Origin of the sequence: uncultured Endozoicomonas sp. (assembly GCF_947495845.1) — a bacterium.
In the GTDB taxonomy this organism is placed as follows: Bacteria; Pseudomonadota; Gammaproteobacteria; order Pseudomonadales; family Endozoicomonadaceae; genus Endozoicomonas.
Genome location: NZ_CANMAO010000023.1, coordinates 1 through 25,550, shown reverse-complemented (window position 1 = coordinate 25,550; position 25,550 = coordinate 1). Strand labels below are relative to the sequence as shown.

Annotated in this window: 19 protein-coding genes; 12 read left to right on the top strand and 7 right to left on the bottom strand. The window is 45.5% G+C overall.

The annotated features are described in order from the left end of the window. Window positions 1-16: 16 nt before the first annotated feature. From Q1B11_RS14570 to Q1B11_RS14560, 3 genes are all read left to right on the top strand, one after another. Entirely contained in the window at window positions 17-805 is a 789-nt protein-coding gene (locus Q1B11_RS14570) for a hypothetical protein (protein WP_299733962.1), read from the top strand. 10 nt (window positions 806-815) lie between these two features. Next, window positions 816-1,565: a hypothetical protein gene (locus Q1B11_RS14565; protein WP_299733960.1), complete on the top strand. Its 750-nt coding sequence runs from the start codon at window positions 816-818 to the stop codon at window positions 1,563-1,565. Between the two features lie 377 nt (window positions 1,566-1,942). Next, complete coding sequence (locus tag Q1B11_RS14560) at window positions 1,943-3,733, top strand: acyl-CoA dehydrogenase C-terminal domain-containing protein (protein ID WP_299733958.1); 1,791 nt, start codon at window positions 1,943-1,945, stop codon at window positions 3,731-3,733. A 56-nt stretch (window positions 3,734-3,789) separates the two neighbouring features. On the opposite strand, the gene Q1B11_RS14555 is transcribed toward Q1B11_RS14560, so the two are convergent. Beyond that, window positions 3,790-4,032 (bottom strand): hypothetical protein, encoded by a 243-nt coding sequence (locus Q1B11_RS14555; protein WP_299733956.1) that lies wholly within the window; start codon window positions 4,030-4,032, stop codon window positions 3,790-3,792. 429 nt (window positions 4,033-4,461) lie between these two features. Here Q1B11_RS14555 and Q1B11_RS14550 point away from each other — a divergent pair, with 429 nt between their 5' ends. Both Q1B11_RS14550 and Q1B11_RS14545 read left to right on the top strand, forming a co-directional pair. Then, entirely contained in the window at window positions 4,462-6,240 is a 1,779-nt protein-coding gene (locus Q1B11_RS14550; RefSeq protein ID WP_299733954.1) for an acyl-CoA dehydrogenase C-terminal domain-containing protein, read from the top strand. 132 nt (window positions 6,241-6,372) lie between these two features. After that, on the top strand, window positions 6,373-7,458 hold the full coding sequence (locus tag Q1B11_RS14545) for an RICIN domain-containing protein (RefSeq protein ID WP_299733952.1): 1,086 nt from the start codon (window positions 6,373-6,375) through the stop codon (window positions 7,456-7,458). Between the two features lie 28 nt (window positions 7,459-7,486). Here Q1B11_RS14545 and Q1B11_RS14540 read toward each other — a convergent pair whose 3' ends face one another. From Q1B11_RS14540 to Q1B11_RS14530, 3 genes are all read right to left on the bottom strand, one after another. Beyond that, on the bottom strand, window positions 7,487-8,527 hold the full coding sequence (locus tag Q1B11_RS14540) for an OmpA family protein (protein ID WP_299733950.1): 1,041 nt from the start codon (window positions 8,525-8,527) through the stop codon (window positions 7,487-7,489). A 386-nt stretch (window positions 8,528-8,913) separates the two neighbouring features. Further along, window positions 8,914-10,686 carry a GspE/PulE family protein gene (locus tag Q1B11_RS14535; RefSeq protein ID WP_299733948.1) on the bottom strand — a complete coding sequence of 591 codons (1,773 nt, stop codon included), beginning with the start codon at window positions 10,684-10,686 and terminating at the stop codon, window positions 8,914-8,916. A 119-nt stretch (window positions 10,687-10,805) separates the two neighbouring features. Then, entirely contained in the window at window positions 10,806-11,426 is a 621-nt protein-coding gene (locus Q1B11_RS14530; RefSeq protein ID WP_299733946.1) for a CYTH domain-containing protein, read from the bottom strand. A gap of 78 nt (window positions 11,427-11,504) precedes the next feature. Here Q1B11_RS14530 and Q1B11_RS14525 point away from each other — a divergent pair, with 78 nt between their 5' ends. The 5 genes from Q1B11_RS14525 to argA all read left to right on the top strand — a co-directional run bounded on the left by Q1B11_RS14525 (window position 11,505) and on the right by argA (window position 17,947). Further along, a complete protein-coding gene (locus Q1B11_RS14525) occupies window positions 11,505-12,185 on the top strand; it encodes a TIGR00153 family protein (RefSeq protein WP_299733944.1) in 681 nt (226 codons plus the stop codon). 19 nt (window positions 12,186-12,204) lie between these two features. Continuing rightward, entirely contained in the window at window positions 12,205-13,476 is a 1,272-nt protein-coding gene (locus Q1B11_RS14520) for an inorganic phosphate transporter (protein ID WP_299733942.1), read from the top strand. A gap of 142 nt (window positions 13,477-13,618) precedes the next feature. Continuing rightward, window positions 13,619-15,271 (top strand): ankyrin repeat domain-containing protein, encoded by a 1,653-nt coding sequence (locus tag Q1B11_RS14515; protein WP_299733940.1) that lies wholly within the window; start codon window positions 13,619-13,621, stop codon window positions 15,269-15,271. Between the two features lie 103 nt (window positions 15,272-15,374). After that, on the top strand, window positions 15,375-16,526 hold the full coding sequence (gene argE / locus Q1B11_RS14510; protein WP_299733939.1) for an acetylornithine deacetylase: 1,152 nt from the start codon (window positions 15,375-15,377) through the stop codon (window positions 16,524-16,526). Between the two features lie 98 nt (window positions 16,527-16,624). Beyond that, on the top strand, window positions 16,625-17,947 hold the full coding sequence (gene argA / locus Q1B11_RS14505) for an amino-acid N-acetyltransferase (RefSeq protein WP_299733937.1): 1,323 nt from the start codon (window positions 16,625-16,627) through the stop codon (window positions 17,945-17,947). A gap of 49 nt (window positions 17,948-17,996) precedes the next feature. Here argA and Q1B11_RS14500 read toward each other — a convergent pair whose 3' ends face one another. The 3 genes from Q1B11_RS14500 to thiI form a co-directional block, all read right to left on the bottom strand. After that, window positions 17,997-20,735, bottom strand: coding sequence for a hypothetical protein (locus Q1B11_RS14500; protein WP_299733935.1), 2,739 nt, complete (start codon window positions 20,733-20,735; stop codon window positions 17,997-17,999). A 118-nt stretch (window positions 20,736-20,853) separates the two neighbouring features. Beyond that, a complete protein-coding gene (locus tag Q1B11_RS14495) occupies window positions 20,854-21,369 on the bottom strand; it encodes a dihydrofolate reductase (RefSeq protein ID WP_299733933.1) in 516 nt (171 codons plus the stop codon). Between the two features lie 67 nt (window positions 21,370-21,436). Further along, complete coding sequence (thiI, locus tag Q1B11_RS14490; RefSeq protein ID WP_299733931.1) at window positions 21,437-22,897, bottom strand: tRNA uracil 4-sulfurtransferase ThiI; 1,461 nt, start codon at window positions 22,895-22,897, stop codon at window positions 21,437-21,439. Between the two features lie 525 nt (window positions 22,898-23,422). Between thiI and glnA the strand changes: the two genes are divergently transcribed. Further along, window positions 23,423-24,826 (top strand): glutamate--ammonia ligase, encoded by a 1,404-nt coding sequence (gene glnA / locus Q1B11_RS14485; protein ID WP_067515434.1) that lies wholly within the window; start codon window positions 23,423-23,425, stop codon window positions 24,824-24,826. A 159-nt stretch (window positions 24,827-24,985) separates the two neighbouring features. Next, window positions 24,986-25,498, top strand: a complete 513-nt coding sequence (locus Q1B11_RS14480) for an F-box protein (protein WP_299733928.1) — start codon at window positions 24,986-24,988, stop codon at window positions 25,496-25,498. The last annotated feature ends 52 nt before the right edge of the window (window positions 25,499-25,550 follow it).

Genomic DNA, 25,550 nt, shown 5'->3' with positions numbered 1-25,550 from the left:
AAGGAAGGAGAGAACCATGCATCGAATTGATGGAACTGGTGCCACAACAGACAACCGGTTCACCGAAGGCAACCCACAGGCCGGTGTGCCCGCCACGGTGGTCACTGCCGACTGGCTTAACAGTATTCAGGAAGAACTGGTCGCGGTGATTGGTGCTGAGAAGCTGGAAAAAGGCCGCACCGACCAGTTGCTGGAAGCTATAAACGATATTATGGGAAGCCGTGAAGTGGGCAAGCTGAGCTTTCGGATCTGTGACCCCGCCAACCTGCCACAGCTGGCTCCCAATGAGCTGGTGCCAGCGGGGCAGATACTTAATCGGGCGGACTATCCCAGGTTCTGGGATTACATCGCCAATAGCGGCAGTGTGGTGACCGATAGCCAATGGCAGCAGCCGGGGATGGAGGCGTTTTTTAGTTCGGGGAATGGTTCAACGACTTTCAGTCCGGGCAACTTAGTTACTGGTGTCTTTCCAAGATTAATCGACTTAAGCGGCTTATATGACCCGGATAGATTAAGTAGGACAGGAGGAAATAATCCAGGCAGTTGGCAAGCAAACGCAATCATCAATATTACTGGCAGCTTAATCAATAGAGGAACAGGTGGTTTTCTAGGTGATAATTTCACAACTATCGAGCAGTCAGGAGCATTATGGGGCAAAAAAACGCAAGGGGATTATGCACCATCGGGTGGTAGTTTGACTGATGTTCTTGACGAGATACGACTCGACGCCTCACGCACCGTTCCGGTAGGTTCGGATCATCGCCCCCACAACGTCCTATTCTTGCCCACCTACATATACAAATAAGAGAGGTTTTATGTCCACGGAATATTTCCAGTACGAGATGCCAAGCCGCCGCTTTATAGGGAAATACCCTCTACCCTTGGCAATACTTGATCCGATTAGTGGTAATGCCAACCCGCCAAACACACTCTCATTTGGACCCGTCCGCGAAGGCAGAGATAATGAAATAATCCTGGTCAACAAATCCTTCACAGACTGGGAGTTCGTTGCAGATTTCAGAGGTGAAGTTTACCAAAAGCAAGATGGCCAAACCGTACTCTGGGATGATTATGGTGACCTACCCAGCCACCTGACCCATCTCCAAACTACAACCAGGTGGGATAAATGGCTTGAAGAAACAGGCACATGGAAAACAGACATTCATTCCCGACAAAAAGACCTTTGCGAAACCTATTGCCAACACCTTGATAGTTTTGCCTGCTCAATCAGAGCAAGATTTATCAGTGGTGGCGATAATACTTCTCTCGAATATGAAAGAGCTGCTCAAGCCGCTACAACCTACAAGGCAGCCGGCTACACTGGATACATCGAACCCCCAATCCAAACCCACATGGATGTCTACAACGTAGATGCCAGAACCGCCACCGACCAGATCATCACCATGGGCACCCTGAGCAACCAGGCGCTGGATCAGATCCGCGCCATCCGCCTCCCCGGCAAAGCCGCCATCCAGGCACTGCCACCCGAAACCACAGAGGAGCAATTCAAAGCCGAGTTCGACAAGTACTACACCCAACTCGACGCCATCCAACCAACCTTTTAACCACCCACAAAAAAGCCGTTAAAGGTACCTAACCCACCCTTAACGGCTCCTTTAAACCCAATTTAACAACCACCATCAACCCAAAAAAAGAACCCAACTCTAAGACAAGACACCCAACCCGCACCCTAATCTGAGACTACACCGACCAGACCCCAATTACACCACCTCTTCCGCAACGCAGCCACGCCGCTGTAGTCTCAAACCTTAACGCAGAGAATCGCAAACCCAGCGGCGCGCTACAATTTCCCTCGTGAACACTGGTTAACTTTACTTCGCATCTATTGACTTTAATTGTATCTAAACGTAAGTTTCAAACATCTGTTTGAATAGTGCTATACTTTTCTTAGTAATAACTAAAAAAATACCGAGGATGGACCATGCCAGACTATAAAGCTCCCCTGCGTGATATCCGTTTCGTTCGCGATGAACTGCTTGGCTATGCTGAGCATTACGCCAGCATCCCTGAAGGTGAAGATGCCACTCCAGACATGGTGGATGCCATTCTGGAAGAAGGTGCAAAATTCTGTGAGCAGGTGCTTTCTCCTCTGAACCGTGTGGGTGACGAAGAAGGGTGTACCCTGACTGAAAACGGCGTGAAAACGCCAACAGGCTTTAAAGAAGCTTACCAGCAGTTTGTTGAAGGTGGTTGGCCTTCACTGGCGAACGATGTCAAGTTTGGTGGTCAGGGCCTGCCTGCATCTCTAGGCATCGTGCTCAGCGAAATGATGGGCGAGTCCAACTGGTCCTGGGGTATGTATCCAGGTTTGAGCCACGGCTGTATGAATACACTGGAAGCTCACGGTACTGAAGAGCAAAAAGAAACTTATCTGACCCGCCTGATTTCCGGCGAGTGGACTGGCACCATGTGCTTGACCGAGCCTCACTGTGGTACTGACTTGGGCATGCTGAAAACCAAGGCGACGCCTCAGGAAGATGGCACTTACAAAATCTCCGGCACTAAGATCTTCATCTCTTCCGGTGACCACGATATGGCAGAAAACATTGTGCACGTTGTGCTTGCACGTTTGCCAGGTGCGCCAGAAGGCACTAAAGGTATCTCCCTGTTTATCGTTCCAAAGCATCGTCCGGACGCCATTGGCGAAGGCAATGGCGTGGTCTGTGGCTCCCTGGAACACAAAATGGGTATCCACGGTAATGCGACCTGTGTAATGAACTTTGACGATGCGACCGGTTACCTGATAGGACCAGAAAACAAAGGCTTGAACTGCATGTTTACCTTTATGAACTCCGCCCGTCTGGGTACCGGTGTTCAAGGTCTGGCTCACGCTGAAATTGCTTATCAGGGCGCGGTTCGTTATGCCCGTGACCGTCTGCAGATGCGTTCGTTGACTGGTCCTAAGAATCCTGAAGGCCCGGCTGATCCAATCATTGTTCACCCTGACGTTCGCCGTATGCTGCTGACCGTTAAAGCCTTCGCTGAAGGTAACCGGGCGATGATTTACTACGTGGCCAAGCTGGCTGACCTGGTACACAGCAAAGATGCGGAAGTTGCCAAGCAAGCTGATTTGGAAATGGGCTTCCTGACGCCAATCGTTAAAGCATTCATCACCGAGACTGGTTTTGAAGCCGCTAACCTTGGCCTGCAATGCTACGGTGGCCACGGTTTCATCAGCGAGTGGGGCATGGAACAGAACGTTCGTGATAGCCGTATCTCCATGCTGTACGAAGGAACCACTGGTATTCAGGCGCTCGACCTGCTGGGTCGTAAAGTTCTGATGACTCAGGGCGCGACCATGAAGCCGTTCACCAAGATGGTTCACAAATTCTGTCAGGCTCAGGCGGACAACGAAGGTCTGCAGGAATTCATCAAGCCACTGGCCGCTCTGAACAAAGAGTGGGGCGACGTGACCATGCAGATCGGCATGAAAGCCATGCAGAACAAAGAAGAAGTCGGCGCGGCTTCTGTGGATTACCTGATGTACTCCGGCTACGTAACTCTGGCTTACTTCTGGGCGCAAATGGCTCAGACGGCTAAAGAAGCGCTGGCTAACGGAACCACTGAAACTGGTTTCTATCAGGCGAAGATTCAAACCGCGCAGTTCTACTTCCAGCGTATTCTGCCAAGAGCTCAAATGCATAAGGCATGCTTCGAGAGCGGCGCTGACAACCTGATGGCAATGAAAGAAGAAGATTTCGGAGACGTGTAAGCGTTGCTGAACTCATAAGAAAGGCTACCGGATGGTAGCCTTTTTTGTCTGAACGTTTATTGCAGTTCATCGAGAATCATAAAGCTCAGAAAGGTCGTTGGCAGGGCAATAATCAGCACAACCGGCAGAACAGGGTTGAAAAGCATCAGGATACCGGCACAGAGCCAGAGACTTTTTACCCAGCCCCGCTTTACCCGTTCCTTTTTGGACAAGGCCAGCTGTTCAGCGGCCAACCGATCAAGAAGGGAGAGCAGTGAAATTCGCAGTATTGTTGTGACCAGCATTAAGACGTAGCGCATAGAAAACCTGAAGTAAGATTTAGGACTACAACGGGTTATTAGGAGGCTGACCGAGAATAGTGCCCGTAGCGAGGATGGTAGAAAATTGAGGATAAAAATTTTGTTTTGTGAAGTGAATAGTGGTGCTATTTGCTGAACAAAACAGAGTTTTTAGACCAATTTACTACCACCGCAGTAGGGCAACCTATTCTCGGTCAGCCTCCTGGATAGTTAACCACATTATTTAACCGTAGCGTATTTCATCGGCAATTCGCGTTTGAGTGAGAGTGAAAACCGGGGAGTATGCTGTCAAACAAGCGTTTAATCCGTTAAAATTTCTATGACGAAATTCACTCACCCATGTGAGCCGCTGAAGCCAATTTTTCGTATAAATTCAGTGGGTAACATCGGTACTTTAATCGATAAAAATTATTCCAGGAGTGGAGAATCATGGCCGAGTACAAAGCCCCCCTGCGTGACATGCGTTTTGTAATGTATGACGTGTTCAATGTGGCTGAGCAGTGGTCTCAGTGGCCTGCTGTCAGCGAGATGGTGGATACTGAAACCGCCGATGCCATTCTGGAAGAAGCCGCTAAACTGGCCTCCCGTACCATTGCCCCGCTGAATCGTTCCGGTGATGAAGAAGCTTGCTCTTGGGATAACGGCAACGTCACCACACCGGCTGGCTACAAAGAAGCCTACAAAACCTTTGCTGAAGGTGGCTGGAGTGGATTGGGTGGCAACCCGGCCTATGGCGGCATGGGCATGCCAAAAGTACTGGCAGCCCAGTTTGATGAAATGGCCTGCAGTGCCAGCCTTGCTTTTATTCTCTACCCAAGTCTGGGTGCTGGCGCTTCTCTGGCCATTGATGCCCACGCTTCTGAAGCTTTGAAAGAAGCCTACCTGCCAAAAATGTACTCCGGTGAATGGTCCGGCACCATGTGTTTGACCGAGCCACACGCGGGTACAGACCTGGGTATTATCCGAACCAAAGCTGAAGATAATGGCGATGGCAGTTACGACATCACCGGCACGAAAATCTTCATCACCGGTGGTGAGCACGACCTGACGGATAACATTATCCATTTGGTTCTGGCAAAGCTTCCTGATGCGCCAAAAGGCCCGAAAGGCATCTCTCTGTTCCTGGTGCCAAAATTCATGGTCAATGAAGATGGCTCTTTGGGTGAAAGAAATGGTGCGGCTTGTGGTTCCATCGAACACAAGATGGGCATCAATGGTTCAGCTACTTGTGTTATGAACTTTGATAACGCTAAAGGCTATCTCGTTGGTGAAGTGAACAAAGGCCTGAACGCGATGTTCACCATGATGAATTACGAGCGCGTGTTCGTTGGCATCCAAGGTTTGGGTAGCAGTGAAATGTCTTATCAGACTGCTCTGGAATACGCCAAAGATCGTATTCAGGGTCGCTCTGCCACTGGCGCTAAAAACAAAGACAAAGCCGCTGATCCACTGATGGTTCATGGCGACATTCGTCGTATGCTACTGAACATGAAAGCCTTGAACGAAGGTGGTCGTGCATTCTCCACCTACGTTGCCAAGCAGTTGGATATCGCCAAGTACAGTAAAGATGATCAGGAACAAAAAAAGGCTGAGGCGCTGGTTGCGCTGTTAACACCTGTTGTTAAAGCGTTTCTCACCGATGCCGGTTTGGAAAGCTGTGTTGCCGGTCAGCAGGTGTTGGGTGGTCACGGTTATATCCGCGAGTGGGGCCAGGAGCAGCTGGTTCGTGACGTTCGTATTACTCAGATTTACGAAGGCACCAACGGCATTCAAGCGCTGGATCTGCTGGGTCGTAAAATCGCTATGAGCGGTGGCACGTATCTGGAAACGTTCCTCAGCGAAATTCGTAGCTCAACATCCGCCGATGATGAGTTTGCTGATCAGCTTTTATCAGCTGTAGATAAGTTGGAAGAGCTTACCCACAAACTGATGAATCAGGCCAAAGATGATCCGAATCTGATCAACGCTGCTTGCGTGGATTACCTGAACGCTTTTTCCTATGTGGCTTACGGCTGGATGTGGTCATTAATGTCCAAAAAGGCCACTGAGAAGCTGGCCGACGGCACTGAAGAGAAAGAGTGGATGCAGGCAAAACAAATCACTGCCCGTTACTACTTCAAGCGTTTGTTACCGAGGTTTGAAAGTGCCGCTTTAGCCGCGCTTTCAGGAACAGAAGAACTTTATGCTCTGGATGATGAGCTGTTCTGATATCCGAACCATAGTGTAGATAATTTCCTATAGAGCCCCGTTTTTCGGGGCTTTTTTATTAAACAAAGGAACTAAATAGAAGCTAAAGGTTCACTCTTAGTATCAGTTTATAAATTATCTATTAGTGCTCTTATGCGTTCTCTTATTTGCCTTCTCAGCTTTTTATTCTTTCTTACCAGCAGGGTGAGTTTTTCTGGAGAAAGCGAAACTTTTCAACTGAAATATTCTGACACGGGTCAGTGCCTTGCGACTGTGGATTCGGGCTGCGAGGAATCAGACGCAGAAAGTTGTAATCAGTCCATTGTATTAAGTCCCTGCGATACTGACTCACCTTCCCAGAATTGGTCATTTGATTTTTCTGGAAAGACGTTGAGGTCAATGAGTTTTCCTGAGAATGTTTGCTTGAGTAATGAAGCCGGCGGAATGACCTTGGCTGCTTGTCGGCAAGGTGATATGAAGCAGGCATGGTATTTTAATCAAAGAGGAGAACTGCTCAGCCGTATTAGCCAACGCTCTTACATGAATTCTTTAGTGCAAGTGCATGAAGAGGGAAAGGCTGATCGTTTGCATTATTCAATGATTGATTATGATTCAGATCATTGTTTTATCAGCCCATTCACTGGCAAGTATGAATGTATCGACTTTGAACGTCAGATAGAGCCTGTTGAGAACCAGAAAATTAACTATCCAAACGTTTCTAAACTCTGGCCATGGCTAGGAGAAAAGCAAAAATTAACAGGCATGCTGCAATTAAAAGATGTACGCAAAGACACTTGTTTGGAAGTTACTCCCTGTAATATTGATAGCGTGGGTCAATATGATTGTTTTGGTGGAGCAACCATTCGAGCCAGTCAGTGTAATCAATCGACGGGGCAGTTTTGGATTCATGATATTGCATCAAAGCGTCTGTTTAATGTACTGGCCGGTGAGCATTTTTGTCTGTCATGGCTGGAGGGTAAGCTTTCATTGGAGCACTGTGTTGTACGAAACAGTTTCAGTCAAAAATGGTATTTTATTCCGGGCAGAGGTTGGTGGTATGCCAAAAATAAAGGGCTGCTTCACTGGTTGCACTCGGTGCAAGATGCTTATGAGTATCAAAAGGCACTGCCATCGGGTATTGATATAAAATATGTCTGGAAAGATGAGAGCTCAGCTTGTGGGTTTGATCCAGTGGATGGGCATTGGATAAGCAGTTGTGAGATGGGTAAAGGAAAGTAGCTCACACTACCTTCCTTGGTGCTCATGCTCATTCAACAATATCAGCAACCACGCGACGGTTTTGCAGCCGTCCATCATCAGTTGCATTGCTGGCAATAGGTTTCACTTCACCAGCACCAAAAGACTGCAGTCGTTCAGCTTCAATTCCAAACTTTTCAATGAGCGCTTTACGAACGGCATCAGCACGTTGACTGGAAAGTGTCAGGTTGTATTGCTCTGATCCCATGCTGTCGGTATGGCCAGTGATATCGATTTTTACATCGGGGTAACGCTGGAGAAACTCACCCATTTTGTTAATCCGGTCCCAGGCGTTGGCTTGAATAGCATCAGAATCAAAGTCGAAAGTGACCAGTAAATTGATGGTTTCTTGAGGTTCACAGCCAGTTTGATCCACTTCATTTCCTGCCGGCGTTTCAGGGCAGAGATCAATGTTATCCAGAACACCGTCACGATCACTGTCTTTTACTTTGGCAACCACCGGCTTTGGTGCAGGCTTTTGTATAACGGGTTCTGCAGCAGCAACAGGTTTTGCTACAGCACCAAATGTCCAGCTAAGGGCAACGTTGAACAGACCTTCTGTTTGATTGTAATCCAGAGATCGGATGGCGCGTAGATCGCCTTGAATTGAAAGGTTTGGCGATAGAGCCTTTCGTAACCCGAGGCCTGCATTTAAACGGGCATCATCACGGGAATCGTCATGGTCGGGTTTTTCTTTCAGGTAATCAATGCCTCCGACCAGATACGGAGTTAACTGCCCGGTCCATGGAGATAAATCATAAAAGGCATCAAGGCGATAAGCTTTCAGATCAGAATCATCACCATTTTTTTGGTCTGTGCTGAACTGTGAATAGGTTGTCATCAAGCTAAATTGATCATTATATCGGTAGCCAATACCAACTTCCGGCGCTATTGCATCGTCTAAACCCCGGTAACTGTCCAAGTCATTAAAACTGGCACCAAGCGATAACGTTAATCCTTTATCGACAACCGGTGCAGCTATAGCTGAATGTGAAATAATGGCTGCAGCAGCAATGGCGATAACCGACGGTGCAAAACTGTGCACTTTCATGGTGAGTCCCTGCGTTTAGAAATCTATTGTTGTTATTCTCGGGACGACTTTAAGTAGTTGACCAAATGAAATCATATTTTCTGAGCAAGTGGCCAGCCACTCTCGGCAACCTGCTCCTGCGTTGCTCTATCTCCTGCATCCATGCAGTCGTGCTGCGTTACAACTCTGGTCACATAGCTACGGCTATGCTCCCGGCGTTGTGCCTTGCATAGTAACTGTCCACTCACCCAGAAATATTCGATTCCATTTGCACAACTACTTAACCGAGGAATTAAATGATAAGTGAATGTTTATATAAAAGGGAGTGGAATTTTAATTTTTATAAACGCTTTCTCATTACCATTTAAATGAAGCGCATTTAAATGGTAATGAGTTCAGTTAATGGATTATTCTGGTGTAACGCGAATCACTTCTTCAATAGTTGTCAGGCCACTTGCCACTTTTTGTGCACCAGAAAGTCGCAAACTGTACATACCTTCTTTTATGCACTGGTTTTTCAGTCGGTCAATATCCGGATTTTCAACAATCAGTTCTTTTACCTGATCGCTCATGGTCAGGATTTCATACAAACCTGCCCGACCCCGGTAACCGGTTTCCCGGCATTCCAGACAACCCACTGGTTGCATGACCTCGGCAGGTGCTGCTGCTGACCAGGGTTTGGTGAGCGCTTTCCAGCCATGGTTATCCACGGAAGCTTGTTCTTTGCAGTTTTGGCACAGGGTTCGAACAAGACGCTGCGCCATAACACCCAGCACCGTGTTTTTAATCAGATAAGAAGGAACACCCAGCTCAAGTAAACGAGTCAATGCCGAGGGCGCATCGTTGGTGTGCAATGTCGACAGTACCAGGTGACCAGTGAGCGCTGCTTGAATAGCCATTTCTGCGGTTTCAAGGTCACGGATCTCACCCACCATGATGATGTCCGGGTCTTGTCGTAACAATGCTCGCAAGCCGGAGGCAAAGGTCAAATCAATATTGTGTTGAACCTGCATTTGGTTGAAAGAGGATTCAACCATCTCAATGGGATCTTCAATGGTGCAAACATTGACTTGCTCGGTCGCAAGGTGTTTAAGCGTGGAATACAGAGTTGTGGTTTTACCGGAGCCGGTGGGGCCGGTCACCAGAATAATGCCACTGGGCTGGCTGGACATGTAGCGCCAGCGCTTTTCATCTTCTCTGGAAAAACCAAGGTCGCCGAAGGATTTAACCAGCACTTCCGGATCAAAAATACGCATTACCATTTTCTCACCAAACGCCGTTGGTAAGGTGGAAAGACGTAGTTCAACTTCGTAACCGTCGTGGTTGCGGGTTTTGAGTCGTCCATCCTGAGGTTTGCGTTTTTCAGCAACGTTCATACGTCCCAGAATTTTGATCCGGCTGATTACTGCTGCGGCCACTTTTGCTGGCATCTGATAAATGGTGTGAAGAACACCATCAATACGGAAACGGAGGTTGCATTGATCGCGGCGTGGTTCAACGTGAATATCACTGGCGCGTTGTTCAAAAGCGTATTGCAGCAGCCAATCCACAATATTCACGATGTGCTGGTCATTGGCATCCGGGGTTTTCATGTTCCCCAGTTCCAGCATTTGCTCGAAACTATTGAGAGACGTGGCAGTAACGCCAGCATCGGAACTGGCTCCTATCACCGATTGGGCCAGACGGTAGAACTCCAGACTAAAACGTCGAATATCCGCTGGATTGGCAACGACTCGTTTGATCTCTTTGCGGGTGACGTGACGGAGATTATCTTCCCACGCTTTATGCCATGGCTGAGCAGAGGCGATGGTGATGTCGGTATTATTAACATCTACCGCCAGAATCTGGTGTCGAATGGCAAAGGCGTGGGACATCACTGGCGTGATGGCGGCAACATCGATTTTCAGGGGGTCAATGTGGAAATAATCCTGGCCAGATAGCGTTGCCAGCCAGTGGCAAAGGTATTCCAGATCCAGCTTTTTTCCGGGTCTTTTCAGGTCATCCAACTCAAGATCCGCCAGATACTCCAGCGGATGCATGCGAGTTTGCTCAGCGGTTCTTGAGTAGCTGAGTATCTCGTCTGCGGTATCTTGAGTGATGTAACCGGTTCTGACCAGGTCAGAAACCACCATTGAAAGATCGAGCATTTGTTCCCGGTGCTGTAAACCTGTTGTGTTCATTAAATACTACAAACCTGAACGATAGCTTTATTTTATATTCTCTACTGTTTTTCGGCGAAAGGACAGGCAGATTGATAAAAGTGCCTGTCCTTGTTGGGTTTGGAAACGCCCAACTCTCCTTAAGATCGAGAAGATACCAGTAAGTTAAACCCTTTTTCTGCCTTACTTTCATCCGATGGCTTCAGGTTTAATTCGCTATTCAGTTTTTGGGCGATGACTTCCAGCGCTTTTTCATCACCTTCGAGTAACTCCAATTCTAACTCGCTGATTGGGCTACTTTTGTTTCCGGATCGCACTTCACCGACATCCAGCGCTGCTTCAATTTTTGCATAGGGTGCTTCGCAGGTAAGTAGCCATTTTGTGCGGTGGAAGTTGGTACTGAAAAGAGGTATGAGCTGCTCAGCATTGATAGCACCCAATGATTCAGGCCAAACCGGCTTTAATAAGGTGAGATCCAGCTCAGGGCTGGATAATTGCCATTCCCACTCACCGCGACGTGTTATGCCTTGATGGCTGGTGCCTTTGGTTTTCAGTGTCTGGATAAATTCGCCATCGATTTCCCGGATTCTAAGAGCGACTTTTTCCTGATTCAACTTCAAATCAGCAGTATCAAAATAGATATTACCAAGCTGGACTGTTTTCGGTGCCGATGCAGAGTACGACTGCCAGAATGGGTGATGTTTAACGGTGTTTATCAGTGCTTGAGGTACCGCAAGTTTCAGCTCGATTTCTTGACTCATGGACATGTCCGTGCAGAAAGTGGATCTGCATTCTATACTCGATAGCCAAACCGTGTTCAATCAGGATTGATTTGAATAATGCCTAACAACAACATTCTGGCGAGTGTATTTGGCCGCTCGCCTATTGGGCCCATCCAAAAACATATAAGCACCGTCCATGAATGTGCATTGCAGCTTGAACCTTTTTTTCTGGCTGTGTTTGCCAGTGATTGGGATGAGGCTGAGGTGCTGCAGCAAAAGATCACAAAGCTTGAAAATAAAGCGGATGCTATCAAACGAAGAATTCGTCTCTCACTACCCAAAAGCCTGTTTTTACCGGTACCCAGAACGGATTTACTGGAGATTGTTACTGTTCAGGATAAAGTGGCCAATCGAGCCAAAGACATTGCGGGATTGATGATTGGGCGAAAGATGATGGTCCCTGAATCCATGCATGACGCATTTATTGCTTACGTGCGTCTTTCAATTAAAACCTCGGCTCAGGCACTGACAGCGATTCATGAGCTGGACTCTCTGTTGGAGACAGGGTTTCAAGGACGCGAAGTCGATTTGGTAGAAAGAATGGTTGAAGAGCTAAACAGTATCGAAAACGAAACAGATCAGGATCAGGTAAAGGTCAGACGTTTACTTTTCGATATAGAGCAAACACTTCCTCCCATTGATGTGATCTTTTTGTATAAGATCATTGATTGGGTTGGAGATCTGGCTGATCGCGCTTCAAGAGTTGGAAGCCATCTTCAATTATTGCTTGCCCGTTAACTGAATCGGAAGCCGTCTCATGAGTATCATCGCTGAATATGGCACCGTCCTGTTGATTCTTGCCTGCCTTTTTGGGTTTTTCATGGCGTGGGGCGTAGGTGCCAATGATGTGGCAAATGCCATGGGTACCTCGGTTGGCTCCGGTGCACTGACGATTCGTCAGGCGATTTTGATTGCTGTTCTTCTGGAGTTCACAGGTGCTTATCTGGCTGGGGGATCGGTGACCGAAACCATTAGAAAGGGCATTATTGATCCGAATATGCCGTATCTGGTGGAGAATCCGAATTTATTAATTTATGGCATGCTGGCCTCTTTACTGGCTGCGGGTACCTGGCTGCTGGTTGCGACTCAATACGGTTGGCCTGTTTCTACCACTCACTCAATTGTTGGCGCTATTGTTGGTTTTGCGGCGGTGGGTATCTCTGCGGACGCGGTGAGCTGGGGTAAAGTATTAACCATCGTTGCCAGCTGGGTTGTCTCTCCGATGATGTCTGGGGTTATGGCCTTTTTAATATTTGTCTCGGTACAAAAGTTGATTCTGGATACAGACAAGCCTTTCCAAAACGCCAAACGTTATATGCCCATTTATATGTTTCTCGTGGGCTTTATGATGTCCATGGTAACCTTAACCAAAGGCCTTAAGCATATTGGGTTGCCGCTTGATGATCACCAGGGAGTGCTGCTTTCTGGCGTGATCGGTCTGGTCATCATGTTTATTGGGAAAATGGCGCTTTCCAAAGTCAGAGAAGACGAGAAGGCGGATGCTGCTTTTCATTTTTCCAGTGTCGAGAAACTCTTTGGTGTCATGATGATTTTTACCGCCTGTTCCATGGCGTTTGCTCATGGCTCAAATGATGTGGCCAATGCCGTTGGACCTTTGGCAGCAGTTGTCAGTGTCGTGCACAGTGGTGGTGAAATCGTCGGTAAGACCTCAGTTCCTCCCTGGGTGTTGCTCCTTGGTGCAGCTGGTATCGTCGTTGGATTGGCCACTTGGGGTTATAAAGTGATGGCAACCATTGGCACCCATATTACCGAACTGACGCCAAGCCGTGGTTTTGCTGCAGAGCTGGCAGCAGCTTCCACTGTTGTAATGGCATCCGGCACAGGGTTGCCCATATCAACTACGCACACGTTAGTCGGTGCTGTTTTGGGCGTTGGCTTGGCAAGAGGTATTGGAGCTCTGAATCTTCGCGTGATCAGTACAATTTTCATGTCCTGGTTAATAACCCTGCCTGCTGGAGCCATTCTTGCCATTATATTCTTCCATATACTCAGATTGATCTTCGGTTAAATACCTTTCCCCATATTATGTTAGTGATGCTGACAGGTTTGTTATCGTAAAAAAACTACTTTAGCACTATTGTACTTGTTAATTGTATTAGCCTTGAATTGAAATGGGGCCATTGAATGGTTGTAAGAGAAAGGGACTACTTATGCAAAAAGGTCAAATATTGTCAGGATGTGAAAAGGTAAAAGTTAATAGTTTCGACCAACTACCAGAAAAGCGAGCATTGTCAGAAAACTTTCCGAATATTCAACAGCCGGAAGATCGATCTAGATCAGAATTACCTTTATTCAAAAGAAAGATTCGTCAGTTTTATGAGTACTGTGTAAAAAAGAAAGGTGAGATTCTTAACAAAAAGCTATCAGAGAGAAATATTGGTAAAATTGATTATACGGATAAATTGTCAATAAAAGGTATTTTCAAACATCTTTTTTATCATTTGAAAACAGATTTTAGAATGAGGACAAAGCTGTCAGAGTTTTACTGTTTAAATAAAAGGTGTTCAAGTGGAACTGCCAAGCCAGAAGAGGTGGAAAACCTTAAGGCTAAGTGTGAAAAAAGAACAATAGAACTATTTAAGTGTTGTGAGAAGGGGCAGGTATTGGCTCTTGATTACGGGAATGGATATCACAGTGCAATTATTATAAGACCTGAAAATGGCCCTGTTCGTTATTTTTCATATGGCTCTAGAAGCTTTAATCCAAAAATAGTTGAGCGGTTTGGTCTTGAAAGTTTGGACAAGATTACAGACGAGTCTTCAGAAGAAAACTTAGAGAGGCTAAGATTGTATCAAGATATAGTCGGGCATGCAGACTTAATTGATGATCGAAGAATAGAGTTGATTAAAGGACTTGATGCCGAAAAAATGATCAGGAGAGCAAAGAAGCTATTTGAAAATGGTGATTATCGCTATATGACAAATAATTGCAGTGGTTTTGTCGCTAAGGTAATAAAGTCAGGTGTTAGAGGTGTTAAACCTTTGTTTGAGAATCGAAGGGTTGTCTTTCAAATGCCAGAGACAACAGTTCAGTTTTCCAGAGAAGTAAATCAATACTTGTCTGGTGGAAAAATCCATCAGAAAGCATCGCAGATGACGAAACGTATCGAAGAGTCTGGCAGCTTTAATGATATTGAACATTATTACTCAGGTGTTGTCGCTAAAAAGAAGAAGTGGTATTTTAAGTTGCAGTATTTTTTCTGGAAAGTTTTTAAAGTCGACTTTAAAGATCGGTACTATATTGTTCAGGCTGAAAAGGCGATTGGCAAACATCTACTAGCCTCGGGCTCATTGAAAAATGAGCTGTTTGATCATTTATATGCAGCGGATAAGAATAAAAACAAAATTAAATCTATTTTAAAAATGATTGGGTTGAAAGATAAAACCCTAAGTCGCCTGATTAAGCTGGATGATGTAGAACTTTTACAGTTTTACTTTGAGCATTTTGATGCTAGCTTAAATTCCACGTTATTTTCCGAACGAGAGTCGCTATTAATGCATGCTATTAATAATGGTTCAAATAATGTTTTTCTCTATCTTATGGAGAACGGAGCTAACTGCGAAGCTGCCGATAAAGATGGTAACAATGCGTTAATGAGAGCAGCTAAAAAAGGAAACCTTGAAGCCGTCAACTTTTTACTCGAGATGACAAAAAACCTTCAGCAGAAGAACCGGTTCGGCAAGACTGCTTTGGGTATGGCAGCTAAATACTCCCATCATGATGTTGTAAAGGTTATTGAGGCTCATCAGGCAAAGAATAAGCATCCAAGTGAAATAAGAAGTGGAATAAGTGGCACTGTATAGCACGATTTATCACGGGTTTAGGGTAGACTAAGTCATCAGATCTCATTGATAAGTAACCAGTCATACGGTTAGCGTGCTTAACGCTTCCTGAGGAGCAATTACTTTGGCCACACTTCAGCCCGATCTTAAGCAGACACTGTCTCGACTGATTGAAATCCCTTCCGTGAGCTCCACCTTGGCTGAATTGGATATGGGCAACCTGCTCGTTATTAACGAGCTTGCCTTCTGGTTGGAAACAATGGGGTTTAACTGTGAGGTGTTACCGTTGCCGGAAGCGCCCCATAAAGCAAATTTAATTGCCACTCTTGGCTCCGGAGCCGGAGGGTTGGTTCTGGCTGGTCATACCGATACCGTCCCATGCAATGAAAAACTCTGGGATAGCTCGCCGTTTTCCCTGTCAGAGAGGGACAATCGTTTTTACGGGTTGGGAACCTGCGATATGAAAGGTTTTTTTGCCTTGGCAATGGAAGCTGCACGTGATTTTTTGCAGGCGCCATTCAAAGCGCCTCTGATTATCTTGGCAACGGCAGATGAGGAAACATCCATGTCGGGAGCACGTGAACTGGTGAAGTTGGGTAGACCCAGCGCACGTTATGCGGTGATTGGCGAGCCTACGGGCATGCGGCCTATTCATATGCACAAGGGCGTGATGATGGAGCGTATCCAAATCCTTGGGCAGTCAGGCCATTCCAGCAACCCATCCCTTGGCAGAAACGCTATGGAATCTGCTCATAGTGTGATTGGTGAGCTCATGAAATTTCGTGCGGAACTGGCTGATCGTTATCAGAACCCGGGGTTTACGATCCCTGTACCAACGATCAACCTGGGTTGCATTCACGGTGGCGATAACCCAAATCGTATTTGTGGTCATTGTCAGTTGGACTTTGATATTCGCATGCTTCCCGGGCTGAACAGTGACCAGCTTCGGCAGGAAATACGACAGAGAATGGCGCCTATTGCAGAAAGAGATGGCGTTGAGATTTCGATTGAAAAGCTCATCGCACCTGTTGAAGCGTTTGCTACCGATATTCATTCTGACTTTGTGAAGACCTGCGAGAAGCTGACAGGCCATCAAGCGGAAAGTGCTGCTTTTGCCACCGAAGCACCGTTTCTGAACAGTATGGGCATGGACACGGTCGTTCTTGGCCCGGGTGATATTGATCAAGCACACCAGCCGGATGAATATCTGTCCCTTGACCGTATTAACCCGATGGTTGATATGCTTAAATCGTTGATAAGGCGCTACTGCTTGTAGAAGGCAGCTTGTAGAAGATAGCTTGTAGAAAAGCGGCTTATAGAAAAGCTATTTGTAGTTAACGTTTTTTATTTTCAACTCAATGACAAGTGCACACAGTGAACAAAAAAGATAATAAAGCGGACTATGTGAAATTTTTCCGTCAGTCATCTCCTTACATCCACGCACACCGGGGGAAGACATTTGTCATTATGCTCAGTGGTGAAACACTGGCACATACCAATCTGAGTAATATCATCAGCGATATTGCACTCATGAGTAGCCTGGGCGTTCGGCTGGTTATCGTCCATGGTGCACGCCCACAGATAGAAGACCGCCTTCAGCAACGAGGTATTCAGTCGGCGTTTCATAATGAACGGCGGATCACTGATAAACAAAGTCTTGAGTCGGTGATTGATGCCGTTGGCAACATGAGAGCATTAATTGAATCCAAACTTTCTGTTGGTCTGGTGAACTCCCCTATGCACGGTGCAAGAATTCGGGTGGTTGGCGGTAATTTTGTGACAGCCAAACCTCTTGGAGTCCACGATGGCATTGATTTTAAACATACCGGAACGGTACGTAAGGTGGATGATCAGGCTATTGATCAGCTGTTAAACAGCGGCTACGTAGTTTTATTATCTTGCCTGGGCTTATCGCCTACTGGTGAGGTTTTTAATATTGAGGCTGAAGAGGTAGCGACACAAACTGCGATTAGCCTTAATGCAGAGAAATTGGTTTTCTATGGATCCAAAGACGGCGTTATTAATGATAAGGGGGAGCTGATCAGTCGGATATCACCTGCAGAAGCTCAAACACAAATTCATCATCTTGCAGGTGAACAAAAGCGGCTATTGTCGTCTGCTACCAAAGCCTGTGCTGAAGGGGTGGATCGAGTTCAGATTATCAGTTTCCAGGTAGACGGTTCTTTATTGATGGAGCTGTTTACCAGAGATGGCGCTGGCACACTGATATCCAGAGACAGTTATGAGGAAGTTCGCCGAGCTACCATTGACGACGTCGCGGGTATTTTGGAATTGATTCGTCCTTTTGAAGAGAAAGGTGTTCTTCGCCGTCGCTCCAGGAAAGAATTGGAAAGAGAGATACACTGGTTCAAGGTGGTGTTGCTGGATGGCATGATCATTGGCTGTGCCGCACTGCACCCTTTTGATAACAAAGGCAGTAATGTTGCAGAGCTTGCTTGTGTTGTTGTCCATCCGGATTATCGGCAGTCTAACCGTGGCGACTTGTTGTTGAGTCATATTGAAGCGCTGGCACAAGAGAAAGGTATCAAGGAATTATATGCACAAACCACTCAGACGGCGCACTGGTTTATAGAGCGTGGGTTTGATGAAGGTTCAATTAAAGGCCTACCAGAGGTGTTAAAAGTGAAGTACAACCGTAAGCGACAGTCTAAAGTCTTGAAGAAAATACTTGGCTAGGAGCCTGTTGGACTTAGCCGACAGCCTCCTAGAACTGGCCTCTGGAAAGTTATGGGGGGGATGAATGGCTATGATCGCTATATCGTTGGTGAATAACATGAGCGACTATGCTATCAAATTTTTTCAGAATATCTTTATGTGCCCGGAAGCTGTCCTCCCGAGATGCATAACTTGACCAATGTTGTAATACCCTAAGCTCATCAAGATCAAGGGTGTGAATCCTTTTGATGGTTTGTTGCTCCGTGAGATTTTTTTGAAGCAGTGCAATGATCAACTGTCCTGAGGGTTTGTTGTGTATGCGGTGCAAAATAACATCAGATTGTTCTCGATAGATAGCACGAGATACGATAAATGGCTCTGGATCTATACTGCTACTATTTTGATCTATATTAGTTATGTAATTGAAAGCACTGGGAATTGATATTTTCTTAATAGATAGAGGCTTTTTACCGTTTATTTTTAGGGCGCTAGATACTTCACTGTTTCTTTTTTCGGATTTTTCCAGGATATCTTTGTAAAATAAGTTTACGGTATTATTTTTTTCTTTCTCAATTAATAGATTCCATATGGCAAATTTCAATATAAATTTCGCTGCTTCTTGATCGCTTATAGAATCATATCTATTTAAACTGTTTAGTGATGCTGAAAGTTTCGTCTTTAATATCTTTTTGTTGATTTTTTCAGATTCAAGCATTGCTTCCTTTAATAAGTGAACCATTGGTTCAACGTCATTTCTTGATAAGGCTCGATAGGTGGCAACTTCTTCTCTTCCTGTTCTGGGTCTTGATCCAAATAAACTGAATGTCTTCCCTTTTTTGCCAGATTTTATCTCTTCCATTCTCTTTTTGTTGATTTTTTGGTTTGCTTTGCTAGCTAGGATTTCTAACATAAAAGCAATGACAAAAGATGCATACCCAGAAGTACTTGCTACCGATGAAAAGGGGTTGGCGTGAGAGAAAACAATTTCAGCTGAGTATGGTTTTGCTTTAAACACTTTTCTTATTAAATCTTTTATGCTGTTGAAACTGAATTTTCTTGCTTGCCTTGTAACGCTTGAGATTGTGAATTGTTTTGTGTATTTTTTGGTTGCAGAAAAAAAAGATTCTTTTTGTTTTATTAGTATTTTTTCTTTTAGGGTGTCTTCTGAGTGGTTTGTAATGTTTGCACTTTCCATCCATGAGGGGATTGTTTTGCTGAGCCATTCTTTATCGGTTGAGTCTATCTCATGGTCATGAATATTGAGTGAATCTTTCTTGTTGACAGATAGAAATATTTTTTCCAGTTCTTCTTTTGGCCTGTTAGAGAATTTCTCTTCCCATATATCCAATAAATTATTTCTAAGACGATCTTCTAGTATTGTTTTGTTTATAATGATGTTTTCTTGGAGTTGATCAAAGAGCAGCATGTTAGAAAAAAGTTTTTTGTGTCGTTTTTTATAAAGTGCTCTAAGTTTTTCAAGCTTTATTGATTCTTTTATACTTTGTTTGTTATGGGTTTTTTTTATTTTTGTTGCGAGTTTTTCAAGCTCGGCATAGTCGTTATAAATGTGTGTGAAATTCTTTATTTTGCAAATAGTTGCTAGTTTCTTTATGAGTTTCATTCTTTTTTGGTCATTTCTTGGATCCAGGGTGTCGTATTTAAAGTTTGAGTACTTTTTTAATTTTTTTAATCCCGTGAAAATTCTGCGTTTCTGCCATAGGGAGTCAGTTCCAGACCAGAATGAGGTATACGCAAGTTCTATTCCTAGCCCAGTTAATACAGCTATACCAAGGGGCAATCCTGCAGGTGGGAATATCACGGAAAGTACTGCGGTCATCCCAAGTGAAAGTAGTATAATACCACCGTGTAGTTTATTTCTAAGTAGCATTCTTTTGGTTCGGTTGGCAGCATCTTTTATATTTAGCCATGAGAAAAAGCGATCTTGAGTGACCAGTTTTTTGATGTGTCTTCGATCTTCTTTTTCGATGAAATGATTCGTTTCATTAGGTGGCTCTAGTTTAGGTGGCTCCTGGTTAGAAGTATTTCTCCTTAGCTTGTCAATATCACTTAAAGTCTTGCTCATCGACTGTTGTTCTTCAATAGAGATAACTAGATTATTTCGTATTCCTTGTTTCAGCTTTAGCATGCGCTCGAAAGAAAAGTCTTTGTCTTTCTTTATGCCAGCTTTTTCCGCTTCGATGATTACGAGTTTTTTTGCTATTTCAGTGTCAGTGATTGATTGTTGCAACTCAGTAAGTGGGGTGTTCTTTTTGAGTTCATGGATGGAATCTAAAACCATTTGGGCTAATTCAGGGAAGAGTAAGTTTTCTAAATAGCCATCAGGAACATTTTTTCCCTTTCTGTAATACTCATAACCAATCCCAGCAGATGATAGCTGCAAGGTTTGATCTACCTTTCTGAGAGATTTTTGTGATAGTGCTATGCTTCCGTGAATCGTTGATTGAGCATCTGGGTGTAGGGATATGTTCTTCGTACCTTTTTCACTGTGTAGCTTTAAAGCTGCCAATACTTTAATTTTACTTCTATCCGAGGCATTGGATAATAATGAAATCTGCTCTTGAATAAGAAATGACTTGGGAGGTTGGATGATTCGTTGAATGGTTTTAAGGCAGAAAGATACCAATCTGTTATGCCAGTATTTGGATTCAATTTTTTCGATATTCGTGACGAGGTCAGAGGATGGGTTTGAGTTTTTGATGTTTTTATCATGCCCAGCATGGCGCAGCGGATGAAGCTGATGTCCATGATCAGGGCCGTTGTTGCGACCAGATGGTGATATATTGGGCATTTCTCATTCCCTAGGACAGCCCGTTGCAGGCCAAATACAAGTAAATAAATCCGTTTATTTACTATAGCTAAGTGAAGGTTGGCGTATTTTATAAAAACGCACTGAAGGGGATATTAAATCAAGAGTTTTGATAAGCTCTATCTAAAACAAGATAGCTGTAATTAATGGACTCTTCTTCGTCAGAATGAATGTCTTCTCTTGAGGTTTCCCGCCACTGTAGTTGATCAAATTCCGGGAAAAAAGCATCACCGTCAAAACTTTGGTATACACGGGTCAGGTAAAGTCGAGTGGCTTGAGCAATAGCCTGACGATAAATCTGCTCACCACCAATCACCATAATCTCTTCATTGCCATTAATCAGAGCTACATCTTCTGCGAGCGAAATAGCATCTTGCAGATTATGAACCACTTTTACACCGTCATGATGCCAGCTGGTATCTCGGGTGATCACTATATTGGTTCTGCCTGGCAGTGGTTTTCGCAAAGAATCGAAGGTTTTACGACCCATAATAATGGGCTTTCCCATGGTCACTGCTTTGAAGTAGCGCAAATCACCTAGCAGATACCAGGGCATTTTGTTGTTGATGCCAATGGCGTTATTGTCAGCTACCGCGGCGATAAGTGCCAGTTTCATCCTTGCTACTCCAAAGTTTGAGGCAGTCACAATGCCGTATTGTGACTCCTGCGGTTTTCATAAAATCTTATTTTTCTGCCGGGCTGTAAACCCCAACATTGTTATGCCCTTCTTCACGCAGGTGCATAGCGTGCAGCTGGCTCATCACGCCTTTTTCGCAGTAGAGCAGGTAATGGCGGGTTTTGTCCAGTTCCGGGAAATGGGATCTGAGCCGGTAAAACGGGATTTCGATCACTTCCCGGTCAGGCATGGAGAAGGGTTTGATTTCCTGCTCGGTGTGATGGCGGATATCGATAATCACTTCGCCTTGAGGCACTTCGCTGTAAACCTCTACTTCCTCGCGGGACAAGTCATCGGCGATGATGTCGTGAATAGACACCATACGACGATCACTGATGGCCTGTTCCAGAACGTCAAAGTCGAATTTGGACTCTTCGTGGGCAACTCTGTCTTCTTTAGCTCGAGTCGTCGGGTTCTTGGAGATAACCGCGCAGTATTCCGGAATATTACGAACAAACTCTTCGGTGCCAATATCGATGGAAATATCAATAATGGCCTGCTTGTCCATGGTGATCAGAGGTCTGAGAACCAATGCATCCGTCACTGAATCAATGACCGCAAGGTTGGGCAGTGTCTGGCTGGAAACCTGACCAATGGCTTCGCCGGTTACTAGTGCCGACATTTTCATTTCTTCGCCCACCTTGGTGGCAGCTCGCAGCATCATTCGTTTGAGAATGACCCCCATCTGGGAGTTATCCACCTTGGTGAGGATTTCTTCCACCACGCCTTCAAAAGGAATCGTGACAAACTTAACCCGATGCGAAGCGCCAAAGCGGTTCCATAAGTAAAATGCCACTTCTTTAACCGCCAACTCATGGGCATGGCCGCCAAGGTTGAAAAAGCAGAAGTGTGTGCGAATGCCACGCTTCATGGTCAGGAAGCTGGAAACGGTGGAGTCAAAACCACCAGAAATTAGCGACAGCACAGGTTCTTGAGAACCAAGAGGATAACCACCAAGGCCTTCTCCACGCTTTTGAGTCATGAAGTAGCGATCATGTTTGATATCGATACGCACAGTGACTTCAGGGTCTTTCAGACTGACGCCTTTAGCTTTGCTTTGCTGGTTCAGACCGCCGCCAACGAAACGTTCCACGTCGATGGACTGGAAATCATGTTTACCGTGGCGGTTGCAACGTACACAGAAGGTTTTTCCTTCCAGACTGTCTGCATGGGCTTCCAGTGCTTTTTCCAGAATATCGTCAAGGCTGATCAGTTTGTGTTCAGCCACCTGAAGCCAGTAGGCAATGCCAGGAATGTGGCTGAGGTGGTCACTGACTTCAGCAATGAGAATCTCATCATTGTGGCTGGTGGTGACTTCGACGTAATCCCAGGTGCCAGAGACATCAATGTCTTCATCCACGCGCTTAAGAATGGTGCGAAGGTTCTGTCGCAGCATTTTAATAAAGCGTTTTCTTACCGGAGCACTTTTGATGGTGATTTCCGGGAACAGCTTAATGATGAACTTCATGGGTCTGGTGGCTCTTGGGGATTTAGTACGGCAGGTATTCGAGTGCTAACTACACATTATAACGAAAAACGTAGCCTTCTGGACAGTATGAACGCCGCCTCAAATCCGATTAGTGGATATATCTATCAGTGTAAGTAAAAGTGCAAATAGTTGGGCAAAGGGAGTACACTTTTCTGCGCTGGCAAGGTGGTGGACGTAAGATGAAAGTGCTCTGCACTATTTTGGCTCTCTATTGGATTTGATTGCACTGTATTGGTGCAGTCTAAGTTCTTGGCGGATTCTCCGCAGAACGTAATAGAGGGCAAATAGCAGAGATTCAGCTTATCGAAGCTAGACGTTATCGGGCTTCCACGCTAATTACCGGAAAATGGCATAGCAATTGCTATTGCTCCAGCAAGCACTTTTCTCTGTTACTTTTTTTCATTAACAAAAAAAGTATTCAGAAATTGATCAGTAACCGCCTGATTCTGATGTCAACAGAGCCTGGCATTACAGCGCGGTGTTTGTCCTCTGGAGGAAATAAAAATGTCGAAGACTCTTAGCCTGATTAAGGAACATGACGTTAAGTGGGTAGATATGCGCTTCACCGATACCAAAGGTAAAGAGCAGCACGTATCCATCCCCATCAGTGAAATCGATGATGAGTTCTTCGAAATCGGTAAAATGTTCGATGGCTCCTCCATCGCGGGCTGGAAGGGCATTAACGAATCCGACATGATTCTGATGCCAGTGGACGACACGGCCACTATCGATCCTTTCACCGAAGCTTCTACTCTGAACCTGCGTTGCGACATCGTTGAGCCTTCAACCATGCAGGGTTATGAGCGTGACCCACGTTCCGTTGCCAAGCGTGCTGAAGAATATTTGAAGTCTACCGGAATTGCCGACACCGCTTTCTTTGGCCCAGAGCCAGAGTTCTTCGTATTTGACGACGTTAAGTGGAACGTTGATATCTCCGGTGCTTCTTACGAAGTAAATTCTGAAGAAGCGGCCTGGTCTTCTAACGCCAAGTTTGAAGGTGGTAACACGGGTCACCGTCCTAAAGTAAAAGGCGGTTACTTCCCGGTTCCTCCTGTTGACTCTCTGCACGATCTTCGTGGCGCTATGTGTGAAGCCATGGAAGCTCAGGGTCTTGAAGTTGAAGTACATCACCACGAAGTGGGTACTGCTGGTCAGTGTGAAATCGGTGTTAAGTTCAACACACTGGTTAAAAAAGCTGACGAAGTTCAGATCCTTAAGTATGCCGTTCATAACGTTGCTCACGCTTACGGCAAAACCGCTACCTTTATGCCTAAGCCGCTGGTAGGCGACAACGGTTCGGGTATGCACGTACACATGTCTCTGTCTAAGAACGGTGAAAACCTGTTTGCGGGCGACGGCTATGCCGGTCTGTCTGAAGAAGCACTGTACTACATCGGTGGTGTTATCAAGCACGCTAAAGCCATCAACGCTTTCGCTAACGCTTCTACTAACTCCTACAAGCGTCTGATTCCAGGCTTCGAAGCTCCGGTAATGCTGGCTTACTCTGCCCGTAACCGTTCTGCTTCTATCCGTATTCCTTACGTCAACAGCCCTAAGGCCCGTCGTATCGAAGTACGCTTCCCTGATCCAACGGCTAACCCATACCTGGCCTTCGCTGCTCTGATGATGGCTGGCCTGGACGGCATCAAAAACAAGATCCACCCTGGCGACGCTGCTGACAAGGATCTGTACGACCTGCCACCAGAAGAAGCCGCTGAAATCCCAACCGTAGCTGAAAGCTTCGAAGAAGCGCTGGCTGCTCTGGACGCAGACCGTGAATTCCTGACTGCCGGTGGTGTATTCACCGACGACATGATCGACGGTTACATCGAACTGAAGAAGGAAGAGTGTCTTGCGGTTAGCCAGACCACTCATCCGGTCGAGTTTGATCTGTATTACTCTGTTTAATCAATAAGTTAATTTACCACCTTCTGCCGATTTACTTTTCTGTAAATCGGCATTTTTATTCCCTCCTTGTTTATCCAGTTGATATCCAACTTTCTTGTAATGGAACTTTTATCCAAGTTTGGAATCAAAAGTAAGTAACCATTATCAGTGAGGCAGAATATGGATGTTAGTAATATAAGTACAGAGGTGCCAATTTCTCCTCAGCAGAAATATGCAGGGTCTGAGGTTTCAGGGCAGTTGGGTAGATATACTGTTGAGACTCATGATTCTTGTCATAAGGAGCTTCTTTCGAAAGATAACTTTGCTCACTGGAATGAAGATCTGTTGCGTCTTATTTTAGACCATCTGAGAAGCATAGAGTTGGTAGAAACACAACTGGTTTGCCGAAAATGGAGAGATCTGATTCAGAAAATATTAATCAAACGACACGAATTATTCTTCAATAATTACCCACTGCCTGCAACATTCAAGAAGTTACATCAGGGTAACAGCGAACAACCTGACAACTGGCTTTGTTCAGCGGTTGTGGCCAGAATTGCCATTATAAATTCAAATCGCGTATCCATTTCCTGTATTGAAAAGCTACCTCTTCCTCCAGATGCCACTAAAGAGGGGTCTTCTGATTATCACAAAAAGATCAGTGATAATGCAGCAATTCCCGCTCTTTCCTGAAGCCTCACAGCTGCAAGATGTACAGAGGAGGTAGAAAAACACAGCCCGCACA

Excerpts from the sequence above, each read along its gene's own strand:
- Q1B11_RS14570 (WP_299733962.1), top strand. The coding sequence starts at position 17 with ATGCATCGAATTGATGGAACTGGTGCCACAACAGACAACCGGTTCACC.
- Q1B11_RS14565 (WP_299733960.1), top strand. The coding sequence starts at position 816 with ATGTCCACGGAATATTTCCAGTACGAGATGCCAAGCCGCCGCTTTATA.
- Q1B11_RS14560 (WP_299733958.1), top strand. The coding sequence starts at position 1,943 with ATGCCAGACTATAAAGCTCCCCTGCGTGATATCCGTTTCGTTCGCGAT.
- Q1B11_RS14555 (WP_299733956.1), bottom strand. The coding sequence starts at position 4,032 with ATGCGCTACGTCTTAATGCTGGTCACAACAATACTGCGAATTTCACTG.
- Q1B11_RS14550 (WP_299733954.1), top strand. The coding sequence starts at position 4,462 with ATGGCCGAGTACAAAGCCCCCCTGCGTGACATGCGTTTTGTAATGTAT.
- Q1B11_RS14545 (WP_299733952.1), top strand. The coding sequence starts at position 6,373 with ATGCGTTCTCTTATTTGCCTTCTCAGCTTTTTATTCTTTCTTACCAGC.
- Q1B11_RS14540 (WP_299733950.1), bottom strand. The coding sequence starts at position 8,527 with ATGAAAGTGCACAGTTTTGCACCGTCGGTTATCGCCATTGCTGCTGCA.
- Q1B11_RS14535 (WP_299733948.1), bottom strand. The coding sequence starts at position 10,686 with ATGAACACAACAGGTTTACAGCACCGGGAACAAATGCTCGATCTTTCA.
- Q1B11_RS14530 (WP_299733946.1), bottom strand. The coding sequence starts at position 11,426 with ATGAGTCAAGAAATCGAGCTGAAACTTGCGGTACCTCAAGCACTGATA.
- Q1B11_RS14525 (WP_299733944.1), top strand. The coding sequence starts at position 11,505 with ATGCCTAACAACAACATTCTGGCGAGTGTATTTGGCCGCTCGCCTATT.
- Q1B11_RS14520 (WP_299733942.1), top strand. The coding sequence starts at position 12,205 with ATGAGTATCATCGCTGAATATGGCACCGTCCTGTTGATTCTTGCCTGC.
- Q1B11_RS14515 (WP_299733940.1), top strand. The coding sequence starts at position 13,619 with ATGCAAAAAGGTCAAATATTGTCAGGATGTGAAAAGGTAAAAGTTAAT.
- Q1B11_RS14500 (WP_299733935.1), bottom strand. The coding sequence starts at position 20,735 with ATGCCCAATATATCACCATCTGGTCGCAACAACGGCCCTGATCATGGA.
- Q1B11_RS14495 (WP_299733933.1), bottom strand. The coding sequence starts at position 21,369 with ATGAAACTGGCACTTATCGCCGCGGTAGCTGACAATAACGCCATTGGC.
- thiI (WP_299733931.1), bottom strand. The coding sequence starts at position 22,897 with ATGAAGTTCATCATTAAGCTGTTCCCGGAAATCACCATCAAAAGTGCT.
- glnA (WP_067515434.1), top strand. The coding sequence starts at position 23,423 with ATGTCGAAGACTCTTAGCCTGATTAAGGAACATGACGTTAAGTGGGTA.
- Q1B11_RS14480 (WP_299733928.1), top strand. The coding sequence starts at position 24,986 with ATGGATGTTAGTAATATAAGTACAGAGGTGCCAATTTCTCCTCAGCAG.